This window comes from Parundibacterium terreum (genome assembly GCF_014636315.1).
Lineage (GTDB): Bacteria > Pseudomonadota > Gammaproteobacteria > Burkholderiales > Burkholderiaceae_D > Undibacterium > Undibacterium terreum.
The window spans coordinates 929,649-942,630 of record NZ_BMED01000001.1 but is presented as its reverse complement, the minus strand read 5'-3'; the positions used below and the strand labels follow the sequence as shown (position 1 = coordinate 942,630).

The window sequence follows — 12,982 nt, the reverse complement described above, 5'->3', positions numbered from 1 at the left end:
TCTAGCCCGTTCTGATAGTTCTGCAGCGCGAGCAAGAGAATTTGCATCAATTTCGCGCTTAACCAAAGTGTTCAAGTGATTGATTTGAAGGCACGAATCTGCCCATGAGGTTATCAGATCACTGAATGCGGCTCTGATGGGCCTGTAGGCCCTTTTTACTTCGTTTCGCCTGAACGCATTGTCCAGTCTCTGAACGTAATGAGCTGACTCAAGCGAAGAAAAGCGTTTTTACACAGCCTCGGCCGATTGCTGCCGCGCCTATAATTGGTTTCCAATTTTTTACGCTTAACGAGGGGAGTTCGCCTTAGGGGCGAGTTTGGCCAAAGAAATAAGCGATGCGATTTCTGGTTCGGTCAACCCTGCTAGTTCCTTGTATGCGGCGTCTGTTACGCTTTTTTGTCCAGTACCTTCACCAAAAAGTTTACGCACTCCACCTTGTGAGTAGAGCATAAAATAAAACGGCAGTCCTGGATTCCCGGCAGCGGTTACAACGACAATCGACTTCGCGTCAGAACAGGCATAGACCAACCATTCAGTAGCTCCATACGTTTTGGTGAGCGGCCCCACGCTGCAATTCAACTGCGGTTTTCGAGAACTGTCATCTTGGGCGAACGCACTGCAGTTTAGAAATAAGCTTGCCATCAAAAAAATGGTGGAGCATCGGACCATTACATTTCGTTTAAAACACGCTAAGCGCATTCGACTCCCCATAATTAATGAGTACTACCCACACCGGCAGCTATTGGCCGGCAGATGCTTTTTTTCTTTGCTGCCAAGATAACAATCAGTTCTATTTTGGGCAATTGTTTTGATGCTTTTCAGAAATTACGTCCGAAGACCAGTAACACTTTGTTGTTTTTTGGTTAAATTCTGAGATGCTTGGATATCGCTTGAATATCGTCTAAAAAACATGTGTGCAATTAGCGATTCTTCGTTTGAGCATCAATGATCTGCCATTATTGCACGCAGCAACTTTACGCCGCGGTATTGGCTCTGGTTGCGTTGCAAAGCTTTGCCGCCCCTGCTGATGAATAAACTCAGACGCGCTTATTGCTAGTACGGCCTAATGCTGCTGCTGGTGCAAACAGTCGGGCGGGGCGGTCGGCACCTTGTGACGCCAAGCGCCGCGCAACGCGAATCCACAGTGTTCGGTCGGCATTGATGGGCCCCTGCAAGCTAGTTCAAGCGGTGTCTGCACACAGCAACCGACCAATCAACGGTGGATTGGTCGATAGCTCCATGCACCGGGGAATTTGCCAGTTCAGTGACAATACCGTTCGCCGCGCGTTCGCCGTCTCTGGCTGATTTCCACAGCAGCATGTCGGTGACGAGGCCATCTGCGCGCTGGCTGATGCGCCGCAAGATGAAGCCGGATTGTTGCTTGAGCCATGCATCCACGTCGACGTTGGCGGCGACGAAGTCTTTCATCGTCACGCCCTTCGCCAGGTGGAACGTGGTAATTTCCATTGCTTCGGCCATCAATTTTCTCCTTGTCGCCAGTTGTTGTAGGTGCGTTTCAGACTGCAGCCGCGGATGTCCAGGAGGGTAGCGGCGCAGTAGGCGGCGATGGAACGGTCGATGGTGCCGACCGAAAGAAATAGCTGATTCAGCATGGTTTGTCCTTAGCGAATCAGATGATGTAGCCGCCGGCGACTTCGATGGATTGGGCATTGATCCAGCCTCCGGCGTCGGTGAGCAATGTGGCGATGACGAGGGCGACGTCCTCCGGCTCGCCCACGCGCCCCAGCGCGGTTTGGGATGCAAGTAAGGCTTCGAACTCGTCGTTCAGGCCGCCGCCCAGTTCGGTGCGGATCGCGCCGGGAGAAACCGAGTTGACCCGTATGCGCCGTTCACCGAATTCCTTGGCCATATACCGGGTGAGCACTTCCAGTCCGCCCTTGAATGAGGCATAGGGCGCCACGCCTGCAGTGGCAACGCGCGTCGTTGCGCTGGTGAGGTTGACGATGCTGCTACCTGGCTTCATCAGCGGCAGCAGAGCCTGTGTCAGAAAGAAGGGGCCTTTCAGATGCACGTTCATCAGGCTCTCGAACTCTGCTTCGGTGACGGTCTCTATAGGATTGAACAAGCCGTAGCCGGCATTGTTCACCAGGCCTGCCAATTGCGTGGTGCCCCATATGCTGGATAAAGTGCTTTCCACGGCGCTGCGGAACTTGGCGAAGCTGTGCGAGTCGCCCACGTCTAGCTTCAGGGCGGCGGCCTTGCCGCCGGCTTCGGTAATTTGACGAACTATGTCGTCCGCCTTGGCCGGCTGGTTGTTGTAGGTGAGGATAACTCCCAGGCCGCGGCGCGCGCATTCGAGGGCGGTACTGGCTCCGATTCCGCGGCTGCCGCCGGTGATGATGACGATGTTCATTTGTAGCTCCTTTAGGTGATCAATGAGAGCCTCTACGATACGTAGCCTCGACAAAACAGGCCTGCCAGTTCGTGCCTCAATCCTGCCTATTTCTGCTTTTACATTGCAAGCAAGCCTCAAGCTGAGGTTTAATGACAGTATGGAAAAACAGTTAAATGAGCTTAGAAGCCTCGCCGCGCACGCGGAGAATCGGCGCACGGAGACAGGAATTCCGCGCGTAGCGATGGTGCAGGGTGCCATCCCTGAGCACCAATTGGCCGCCGTCTATGATCCGATGATCAACCTGATTCTTAGAGGCAGCAAGTCCATGACGGTCGGCGGCCGGAGCCTGCACTATGATCCGGCAACTTATTTCGTCATGTCTGTTGACCTCCCGGCGGCTGGCACCGTGCATCCAGCCAAGACAGGAGAGCCGTATCTGGCGGTGAGTTTGACCTTGGAGGCCGGCATCATTTCAAATTTGCTGGGTGATCTGCCTAATACTGCCGAGCGCTTGCATGACGCGGCCGGCTTCTCCGTAGCAGCGGTGACGCCGGAGCTGCTCGATGCCTGGCTAAGGATGCTGCGCCTCATGAAGCATCCAGCCGACATTCCTGCGCTGGCGCCGGTGTATGAGCGCGAGATACTGTACCGTGTATTGCAGGGGCCTATGGGGTGGATGCTGCGCGATGTCGCTCTTCCGGACACGGCCCTGGCCAGGGTCAATGTGGCTATTCAGAGGATACGTAAGGAGTATGCAGAATCGTTACGAGTAGAAGAGCTTGCCAATAGTGCCGCAATGAGCATATCGGCCTTCCATCGGCACTTCAAGGCAGTGACTGCATTGAGCCCGCTTCAGTATCAAAAGCAGATTCGATTGCTCCAAGCTCGTACCTTGCTGCTTGCCGCAGGCTATAGCGTCACGGCCGCAGCGCATGAGGTGGGTTATCAAAGCTCGACGCAGTTCAGCAGGGAGTACTCGCGCGAGTTTGGCCGGCCACCGGGACAGGACTCTACGAGGATAGCAAATGAGATGAGGTAGTAGCCAATGCTGCTGATGGGGCTTCTGGCCGAATTGCGCTAGAGAAGTGTTGGGGTGGTGGCAGACTTCCCAGATTTTTTTGTACCTGGCTTTGAAAATTTTCTCATGCATTGCAGATTTGGAAGCGCCGCCAGTTGCAAGGACCATGCTCCATGGAAGTGACCCGGAGATATGCTGCATGGGGAATCGCTTAATTGGATAGGCATAAACGCGAATCATTGAGACTATGATTCGGAGCATCCATGCTCGCTTAGTGGTGCCATTTCCCTTAAGATGCTGATGTCCTTTAAACATGCATTGTCCCCATCACGCGCCTATATGAAACCCACCGAATTTCAAGACGAGACCGAGAACGGGAATCCTTCACTATCGGCAATTGAACGCGCAGCCGCTGCATCGCGAAGTACCTGGGTCAGTGTCACCGTCAACATTTGCCTCAGCGTCACGCAAATCGCCATAGGGGTATTTGCCAAGTCACAGGGTTTGATTGCGGACGGCATCCACTCGCTTTCCGATCTGGTGGCGGATTTCATCGTCCTGTTCGCCAGCCACCACAGCAAGAAAGACGCCGATGACGATCACCCTTACGGACATCAGCGATTTGAAAACGCAGCTTCTTTAGTCTTGGGTTTGCTGTTGCTGGCGGTGGGGGCAGGCATGGTCTGGTCTGCGGTGTTGAAGCTTGAAGCTCCGGACACCATCGCGCAAGTGCATAGCATCGCGCTTTGGATTGCTGCGATAGCGTTGTTAAGCAAAGAACTGCTGTTTCGCTACATGCTTGCGGTTGCCAAGCGCATAAAATCGAGCATGCTGGTTGCGAATGCGTGGCACGCGCGCTCCGATGCGGCGTCATCGTTTGTCGTTGGTGTCGGTATTATCGGCAATCTGGCAGGTTATCCCATACTTGATCCAATTGCCGCCCTGATCGTTGGGGTCATGATTTTGAGAATGGGCTGGAGATTTGCGTGGGATGCCCTTCATGATCTGATGGACCGGGCGATCGACGAGATAGAGCTTAATGCGATTCGAACCACGTTATTGGAAACGCCCGGGATCAGCGGCGTGCATGATTTACGCACGCGGAAGATGGGAGACATGATCATCGCCGACGTACATTTGGAGGTTGATGCATCGCTGACGGTGGAGGCCGGCCATGACATAGCCGTCAACGCCAGGCGCCGCGTGCTGGAACGCCACCGGGTGCTCAACCTGATGACGCATGTGGATCCATGGAGACGGCCGGACCTCGACCACGAAAGTTTATTACGCCCCACGGTTCTGGAATAGGCATGGAAACCATGCCCGCGCAGCAGAAAAGTGAAGGCCTGACAGCGGCGGAGGTAGCAGAACAGCTACGCATAAACGGCCTGAATGAGCTTCCTGCCTCTCGCCCTTTGAGTTCCGGGCGCCTGTTGCTGGATGTTGTCTCGGAACCGATGTTTCTGCTGCTTGTAGCCTGCGGCGCCATTTACCTGATGCTCGGCGATCGGAATGAAGCGCTCATGCTCCTGGGCTTTGTCTGCATTGTCATCGGCATTACTTTTTTTCAGCAACGGCGTACCGAGCGTTCACTGAATGCATTGCGCGATCTGTCCTGTCCCCGCGCCTTGGTCATCAGAGATGGAAAGCAAGAGCGGGTCGCCGGCAGGGAGCTGGTGGTTGGAGACTTGGTGCTTCTCTCTGAAGGCGATCGTGTTCCCGCCGATATCGACCTGCTCAGCGCGTCGAATCTGACGGTGGACGAGTCAATGCTTACGGGAGAATCTGTACCAGTCATAAAGCACGGTACACTTGATGCTGACAGCGACAAGGAAAGCCGGGTCTTTTCCGGCACCCTGATTACGCAAGGGACGGCTAGCGGCTTAGTGATCGCAATCGGAGTGAACAGCGCATTAGGACGCATAGGCGCATCGCTTGCCACGCTAGGTACAGAGCTGACGCCGATCCAGCTGGAGACGCGCGCCGTCGTAAAAACCGTCGCCATAGGCGGATTGTGCCTTGCCGCCGGTCTCGCGCTTGCTTATTGGTGGCTGCGTGGCGATTGGCTCCAGGGCTTGTTGGCTGGACTAACGCTGGCCATGGCTATCCTCCCTGAAGAATTGCCGGTTATCCTGACACTGTTCCTCGGGCTTGGCGCATGGAGGCTGGGGCGCGAGAAAATTCTGGCTCGCAGCATACCTGCTATTGAATTGCTAGGGGCGACAACGGTCTTGTGCGTTGACAAGACCGGTACTCTCACCGCCAACCGCATGGAAGTGGCCCAGCTTTGGTCGGAACAGTCCGGCTACACCTGCCAAGCCGCAGGCGGTGCCGATTTGCAGGAAGAGCTGCATGGTTTGCTGGAATATGCCGTCCTGGCAAGCCACCGCCGCGTATTTGATCCCATGGAAGCTGCCATCGGGCAGGCCGGTGCTCACTTGCTGGCAAATACGGAACACCTGCATCCGGACTGGGTGCTGATTGATGACTATCCGCTGTCGCGGCAGATGCTTGCCATGTCGCGGGTCTGGCAATCGCCCGACCGGACGGAATATTTGATCGCTGCCAAGGGCGCGCCGGAGGCCATCATCGATCTATGCCACATGGAGCCGGCGCGCGCCGCGCGCATTGCATCGCAAGTGACGGCCATGGCGGATAGCGGCTTGCGTGTAATCGGTGTTGCCAGCGCGATGTTTCCGGCCACCATTTTGCCTGACAATCAGCATGTCTTTGATTTTGTGTTCCTCGGCCTGGTCGCGCTGCAAGACCCGGTGCGGCCAGAAGTTCCGCAAGCGGTCGCGCAATGTCACGCAGCGGGTATGCGCGTGGTAATGATCACCGGCGACCATCCCGCGACTGCGCTGGCAATTGCGCGACAGGCGGGGATCGCTAGCGGGGCGGGTGGCGTGCTATCAGGCGTTGACCTCGCCGCAATGGATGATACGGCGCTGCAAGCGCGGCTCAAGAATACTGAGGTCTTTTGCCGGATTGCACCAGAGCAGAAACTGCGCCTGGTGCAAGCCTTCCGCAGCCGTGGCGACGTGGTTGCGATGACTGGCGACGGCGTAAACGATGCGCCTGCACTGAAGGCAGCCAATATCGGAGTGGCGATGGGTGCCAGGGGCACCGACGTCGCTCGTGAAGCGGCAGCCCTGGTTTTGCTCAAGGATGATTTTTCTTCTCTGCTGCTGGCGGTTCAGCACGGCCGCCGGCTGTTTGCCAATCTGCGCAAGGCCATTGTCTTTATCGTTGCGGTGCATGTGCCTATCGTTGGCCTGTCCATTTTGCCCGTATTGATCGGTTTGCCGATGTTGCTGATGCCGGTACATATCCTGTTTCTGCAACTGGTGATCGATCCCGCATGCTCTATCGTCTTCGAGGCGGAACCGATAGAAGCCGACGCCATGGTCAGCAAGCCAAGAAGGCCGGACATGCACCTGTTTGACCGCGAGATCCTGGTGCGCGGCTTGCTGCAGGGGGGAGGCCTGTTGATCATGCTGATCGGCTTCCATCTGGCAGTCAGATGGTTGAGCAAGTCCGACGACATAGCACGGACTACAACCTTCATTACGTTGGTGCTGTCAAACCTGGGACTGATCTACACCAATCGCAGTTGGTCCCAGCCATCGTGGAAGCGGCGGCAAGCTTCGAATAGTTCGTTTTCCTGGATCAGCCTATCGGCGGTGCTGCTGTTGGTAGTGGTCTTAGGGGTGTCCGCCATACAAGAGCTTTTTGTATTCTCACTCCCAGATGCCACGCTGCTGCTCGCGTCTGGGATTGTTGCAGCGGTGAGCATTGCGTGGTTCGAGTTAGTAAAGTGGGGGCAGTTGAAGTGGAAAAAATTGCCTAGTAAAGCGGCGACAGGCTGAACGATACAGTTTTGCATTGTGAATACCAACCGAGGAAGCGATATGGAAAAGCGTAGTAACTTTGGAGCATTAGCTGATCACAACTGGAAATATCCAAAGCCGGCGATTTGGCTGCATTGGATATCCGCACTCTTGATCGTCGGCCTGCTGTGCGTGGGCTGGTACATGATGTCGATAGAGGACGAACCCGGTAGTGATTGGTATTTTAATCAGCACAAATCCTTCGGGCTGGTTCTGCTCGCGCTGGTTGTAATTCGTCTGATCTGGAGAATTACACATAAGCCGGAGCCACTGCCTGATAATGTGCCGACTTGGCAAAGGAAGCTTGCGGGCCTGATACAGTGGTTGCTCTATGGCGGCATGCTGGCAATGCCCATAATCGGGTTCTTAGGAGCATCTTATACCAAGAAAGGTGTTGCGTTTTTTGGTCTGAAACTCCCGGCGTGGATAAGCCCAAACCATGACATTGCTGAGCAGTTTTTTGAAGTCCATTCAATATTGGCTTTTGTCCTTACTGCACTGATCGTCTTGCACGTGCTCGCTGGCCTGAAGCACTTACTGATGGACAAAGACCGCGTCTTTCATCGCATCTGGTTTTAGAACGTCCATGAGTGCAACACTCACGTTCCTGGAAGAAGTAAGTTCTTTTTTTGATCCAACACAGGATGGCCCGGTTCTCGACAATGTAATGATCGGCCGCCTTTAACTGGACTCTGCATGTTCAATCAAGGCCGCAAACCATAGGTGTTGACAAAAGCCCGTATGCCGTTGGGGTTTGCTTTTTTCCAGGATTCGAATTCTGGCCGGTATGATTCTGAATACATCAGTAGCAGTATGGCGGGTTCCAGTTGATTTGCCTGGGCCAGCGTCTGCATTTTTTGCAGCGCGGCATCCGTTAGCTTTTTGCCGGTGCTGGCGTTGATCTCGTCAGCGACGATCATGGCAATGCGCCACGCGGCGACTTCCATGGAAAAAGGAGATGCTTTGCTTTTACCTGTCATATTTTCCGTCTGCGCCTTCGACAAGCTGAGCGCGTAGGCCAGCCAGACTGGAGTGTCGGGACTATCGTCACTCTTGGCGGGAGAATCAACATAAATGTTGTACTTGTTGTTCGCTTTATCAAACTGGACCTGCGATTTGCGGACCATCTGCAGGCGCTGCATTTGCACGCCGCTCAGGCCCCATATTTGCGCCAGCTTTTCCCAGTTGGGCATCTGGCTTGGTTGCGCTGCGATCCCGCTCAGCAAAGCTGATTCTGCATCCAGCTTTTTGCCTTGCTGCATGAGCGCATCCGACAGGAAGCGCCAGGCCTGCCCATTCAGCGGTTCTACCTCGGTGGCTTTGCGAAAGCGTAGCTCTGCCTCGTGCCAGTTCTTTTGTGCAAAAAAACAATCACCCGCGTATACCCACGGAACGGAAAACAGGGGATCAAGCGCCGCTGCCTGTTCGTACTTGGCAAGTGCCTCTGCATATTTCCCTCCGTGGAAAAGGACCTCTCCTTCCTGCACGGTTTGCCACGCCTGCTTGGTCGGCGCATGCAAGGGGGCGGGTTTGTCCTGCAGCAATCGCAATACCTCTTGCGCTACAGGATCGGTCGGTTCCATCAGCAAGGCCTTACGTACCAGGTCTTCTGATTGCTGCCTCATTTTCGCTGCATGATTACCCTCGTATGATGATGCAGCCAGGGATATGGTCAATGCCATGGATGAGATAGGTATAGACGCACCAGGATCCAGCTTGGTTGCGGCTTCATATTTGTTATACGCAGCCTCATACTGGTTTTTTGAAAGCAGTACATCACCTTCTTTAACCAGGACCGTACTGGCCTCGTTGCCCAGCACGCTTGCCTGTGCCGGCAGCAGCAGAGCGGTTGCAAGCATTGCTGCGAATAAGGGTATCGGTCGTTTCTTTATCATGGACGCTTATCCTGGTGTTTTGGTTTAGTCGGGTATGCTGATTATTTCCTGCTCTGATTCTTTGGCGAATGAAATTGCCGACAGACGGATGTTTTTGATGCTCTTGCCTACTTGATAAACGATGGAGATTTCTTTTTCGCTGAGTAGTTCGTAGGAGATGACACGATCTACTCCGTGCAAGACATCGATAAACCCACTGCCATCAGGTTTGGCAAGTGCAATGTTTGACTGGTCCAGGTGAGACAAAGTGCCATCACCATTGCTGTCCTTATCCACGTATTCAAAGTAGAGCGCTTGTGTCGGCTTTTCTTTGGCATCGTCGATTTTTTCATTGAGCTGTTCAACGGCCAGAATGAGCTTGGCTTGTGTTGGAAAAAGCCAGTGCGCCTTTTTGTCTGTTCCCGAGATAAAGAGGATATTGCGAGTTGACTGGTTGTAGCTGCTGCCGGACGCGAAAGATACTGATTTTTCAGATTCAGACAAGCGCATCATTTGCGCGCTGCTTCCTCTGATGTTTTCTAGTCGTTCCAGTCGCAAAAAGACGGGCGAACTTGATTTGACTCCTGCATCTGCGACTTTAATTTGACCTCTGGGCTCCCAACGAGCGCTTGTCCAGGAGGTCCAGAGGATAAACAAGCCTGCGCCGACGAGAACCAGCAAAAGCAGAATGCTGTTGATCCTTGCAATAACATTGAATATACGGTTCATGCCCATCCTTTGATTGGTCAATGACGGTGAAGCTAACGGCAGGGATTCGTGATGCACTCATTATTCGTAAGTAAGAGCGGCTCTGTTAACTGCTCAAGGTTGCTTGATCTCTATAGGCAAGGGCTCATTTGGCGTACGTAACCTTTGATATAACGGACTGCCACGTGTTTTCAGCTCGGATAAAAGTGCTTGCTCCTCGGCGTCGGGCTCACCCAACCAGGTTCGGGTTTCTTGCAGGGATAATCCAATTACTCGTTTGGTCTTCGGGAAATAAATAAAGGTGAGAGAGGTCCTGCAAAAATGCGGTTTGCAGATATTGCCGATGAGCCCCATTTTCCCTTGGAATACGATGGGAGTAATTTGGGACTCAACTCCATCTTCATACCATGCAGGGGGCGTCAGGTCGGATGCGGCGAATGCTGATTTTAAAATCGGACTAACCGCTGGATCGCTTTTGAAAACATCGCTGAATGACGGGCAGTTTGTTTGTATCTTGCATTTCAATGCAGTATCGACTGAATTCTCAGAAGCCTGTGCAAGAGCCGAGGTGCTGATCAATGCGGCTACAGTGACATGTATTGCGTAGAGGTAGTGTACGAATTTCATGGAGATTGATTAAAAGTTTTAATACTCAAATTTTTGTCTTCGACCAGTTCGGAGACATTGACGAGAGTGTGTTGCAGGGCTCATTTTTTCTGAACAAACCTTATCTAGCTTCGCAAAGCAGATCGTTATCTTTGCATTTTGGAAAGATAACGAGAAGTTTTATTTTTGGCAATTGATTTTGATGCTGACGGGAAATTATTATCTAGGGGAGTGCTGCATGGTGTTGTTTTTTAGTTAAATTTTCTCGCAGGCCCTTAGCCTGCCGATATTAACTAAAAAGCACGACTATACTCAGCAATTCCCTGTCCGAATCTCTACCCGAACAACAAGGATCCATCATGATTGCGCGCCGCAACTTTATGCTGTCCGTATTGGCTTTGTCTGTCTCGCGAAGCTTTGCCGCCAACGCTGAAAAATCGACGCAGGCGAGCTTGTTGATGGCGCGGGAGGCGCCGGTGGTGGATGTTCTGTGGGGGCAGAAGATTGTTGATCCGTATCGCTGGATGGAGCAAAAGCCTGATACGCCGGAGTTTGTCCGTTACCTGAAAGAGCAGGGCGTGTTTGCGCGCCAGGCGCTGGACCAGATTCCCGGCAGGCAAGCGGTGCAGCATGCGCTGAAGCGCTATAACGCGCAGAAGACCGATGTGTCCGTCCGCCAGGTGACGGATAAATACGTCGTCTACATTCGACGCGACCCGGGGCAGCAGCTGTTCCGGGTGTACGCACAACCGGTGGGCGGAGGCGAGCCGCGTCTGCTGCTCAACACGGAAGCACAGGGCGGCAAGCCGCACCGCGTGATCGGCCTGGCCATGTCGCCGGACAGCAGGCACCTGGCATATTCCATTGATGAAGGCGGGGATGAGAACCGCGAACTACGGGTGCTGAGCCTGGATTCAGGCACCGACGTATTGATCAGCCGGCTCAATGCCATGCCCGGTAGCTGGCTGCCGGATTCCAGCGGCTTTTTCTATACCCGCCTGCGCGAAAATGCGGTCAGGGGTAGTGTGGATTATTCCCTGGGCACGTCCTGCTGGTTGCATCGCATAGGCAGCGACCCTGCACAAGACACGGCAGCACTGCGTTCATCGGACGGCCCGGCGCTGGGCTATGGCGAGCGTGAGATGCCCCAGATTACTTCTGCTACTGACAGCGGCTGGGTGCTGGGGGCGATGTTCAGCAATGGCGAGTGGCCGGCCTACGGGCTGGTGGCGCGCATCGGCGATCTGTTGCAGGGCAAGCCGGGGTGGGCCGCAGTCTTCAGCAAAGAGGATCTCGCCGTTGCTGCGGTAGTGCACGGTGATGACATCTATGTGCTGGCGAAGGGCAAATCGCAGCGCGGCGAGGTATTTAAAGTCAGCGCCAAGGCGCCGCAAGCTGCGAACCGTGTCGTGGTGATACCGCAGGGTGAGCATGTGATGGATGGGCTGAGCCTGGCAAAAGACGGGCTATACGTGCACGAGTTGCGTGGGCTGGTAGGGGCCTTGCGCCGTTACAGCTTCCAGAGCGGCAAGCTGGAAGACGTGGCGCTGCCTGCACAGGGAGCGGTATGGGATGTCAATTGCTGCCCGTCGCTGGAAGGCGCGTGGTTCGGCATGGATGGCCTGACCTGGGCTGCGGTTACGCTGCATGCCGGTGCCGACCTGAAGGTCGTGGATACCGGCCTGACCCCGCGCCTGCCGTATGACACGTCCGCCTTTGTCACGACGCGGTTGGACGTGAAGGCGCGCGACGGCGCGCTGGTGCCGGTGCAGATACTGCATAAGGCCAGTACCAAACTGAATGGCCGCAACACCGTGCTGATAGTTGGCTATGGTGCCTATGGCATTGTGCTGGACCCTGGCTTCCAGCCTTCCAAGCTGGCCTTCCTGGAAAACGGCGGTGTGCTGGTATATGCTCACGTACGCGGCGGCGGCGAAAAAGGCGAAGACTGGCACATCGCCGGCCAAAAAGCGAATAAGCCCAATACCTGGCGCGATGCCATCGACGTAGCAGAGGCCCTGATCAAGATGCGCTGGACTTCGCAAGGCCGCATTGCGCTGTGGGGCACCTCGGCTGGCGGCATCATGGTGGGCCGCGCCATCACCGAGCGGCCAGAGTTGTTTTCTGTCGCGATTGGCGAGGTGGGCTTGTTCAATACGCTGCGTTTCGAAGTGACTTCCAACGGGCCGGGCAATGATGAAGAATTTGGCACCGTGAAGAAAGAAGACGAATTCCGCGGCCTGTCTGAAATGGATGCGTATCACCATATCCGCCATGGCGTGAAGTATCCCGCCACATTGCTGATCACCGGGGCCAACGATATCCGGGTAGAGCCGTGGCAGGTCGCCAAGATGGCGGCGCGCATGCAAAAAGAAGCCGCACTTGGCAGGCCGGTTTTACTGCGAGTGGACTATGACTCCGGCCATTATTCCAGCACGCAGGAAAGCGGTGAGCTGAAGAGTGCAGATATCTTCGCTTTTATTTTTCAGTATGCAAAAGGCTGACAGTGCAGCCTGAGGCGGCTGTGTAA

General features: G+C 54.6%; 12 protein-coding genes. 5 read left to right on the top strand and 7 right to left on the bottom strand.

The genetic code is table 11. The annotated features are described in order from the left end of the window. Positions 1–285: 285 nt before the first annotated feature. From IEW12_RS04390 to IEW12_RS04380, 4 genes are all read right to left on the bottom strand, one after another. Positions 286–642, bottom strand: a complete 357-nt coding sequence (locus IEW12_RS04390) for a hypothetical protein (protein WP_188564738.1) — start codon at positions 640–642, stop codon at positions 286–288. A 534-nt stretch (positions 643–1,176) separates the two neighbouring features. Next, entirely contained in the window at positions 1,177–1,467 is a 291-nt protein-coding gene (locus IEW12_RS04385) for a hypothetical protein (RefSeq protein ID WP_229750911.1), read from the bottom strand. 11 nt (positions 1,468–1,478) lie between these two features. Next, a complete protein-coding gene (locus IEW12_RS28985; protein WP_268237225.1) occupies positions 1,479–1,613 on the bottom strand; it encodes a hypothetical protein in 135 nt (44 codons plus the stop codon). A 17-nt stretch (positions 1,614–1,630) separates the two neighbouring features. Beyond that, a complete protein-coding gene (locus tag IEW12_RS04380) occupies positions 1,631–2,374 on the bottom strand; it encodes an SDR family NAD(P)-dependent oxidoreductase (RefSeq protein ID WP_188564736.1) in 744 nt (247 codons plus the stop codon). 139 nt (positions 2,375–2,513) lie between these two features. Between IEW12_RS04380 and IEW12_RS04375 the strand changes: the two genes are divergently transcribed. From IEW12_RS04375 to IEW12_RS04360, 4 genes are all read left to right on the top strand, one after another. Then, positions 2,514–3,395, top strand: a complete 882-nt coding sequence (locus tag IEW12_RS04375) for an AraC family transcriptional regulator (RefSeq protein ID WP_188564735.1) — start codon at positions 2,514–2,516, stop codon at positions 3,393–3,395. Between the two features lie 318 nt (positions 3,396–3,713). Then, positions 3,714–4,682, top strand: coding sequence for a cation diffusion facilitator family transporter (locus tag IEW12_RS04370; protein ID WP_188564734.1), 969 nt, complete (start codon positions 3,714–3,716; stop codon positions 4,680–4,682). 2 nt (positions 4,683–4,684) lie between these two features. Then, the gene (locus IEW12_RS04365) at positions 4,685–7,243 is read left to right on the top strand and encodes a cation-translocating P-type ATPase (protein ID WP_188564733.1); all 2,559 of its coding nucleotides are present in this window, start codon (positions 4,685–4,687) and stop codon (positions 7,241–7,243) included. Positions 7,244–7,285: 42 nt separating this feature from the next. Continuing rightward, positions 7,286–7,843 carry a cytochrome b gene (locus IEW12_RS04360; protein ID WP_188564732.1) on the top strand — a complete coding sequence of 186 codons (558 nt, stop codon included), beginning with the start codon at positions 7,286–7,288 and terminating at the stop codon, positions 7,841–7,843. A gap of 125 nt (positions 7,844–7,968) precedes the next feature. Here the strand turns inward: IEW12_RS04360 and IEW12_RS04355 are convergent, their stop codons facing one another. The 3 genes from IEW12_RS04355 to IEW12_RS04345 form a co-directional block, all read right to left on the bottom strand. Continuing rightward, complete coding sequence (locus IEW12_RS04355) at positions 7,969–9,159, bottom strand: tetratricopeptide repeat protein (protein WP_188564731.1); 1,191 nt, start codon at positions 9,157–9,159, stop codon at positions 7,969–7,971. A gap of 24 nt (positions 9,160–9,183) precedes the next feature. Beyond that, a complete protein-coding gene (locus IEW12_RS04350; protein ID WP_188564730.1) occupies positions 9,184–9,867 on the bottom strand; it encodes a hypothetical protein in 684 nt (227 codons plus the stop codon). A gap of 93 nt (positions 9,868–9,960) precedes the next feature. Continuing rightward, positions 9,961–10,473 (bottom strand): Ivy family c-type lysozyme inhibitor, encoded by a 513-nt coding sequence (locus tag IEW12_RS04345; protein ID WP_188564729.1) that lies wholly within the window; start codon positions 10,471–10,473, stop codon positions 9,961–9,963. A gap of 338 nt (positions 10,474–10,811) precedes the next feature. Here IEW12_RS04345 and IEW12_RS04340 point away from each other — a divergent pair, with 338 nt between their 5' ends. Then, the gene (locus IEW12_RS04340) at positions 10,812–12,956 is read left to right on the top strand and encodes a prolyl oligopeptidase family serine peptidase (RefSeq protein WP_188564728.1); all 2,145 of its coding nucleotides are present in this window, start codon (positions 10,812–10,814) and stop codon (positions 12,954–12,956) included. Positions 12,957–12,982: the final 26 nt, after the last annotated feature.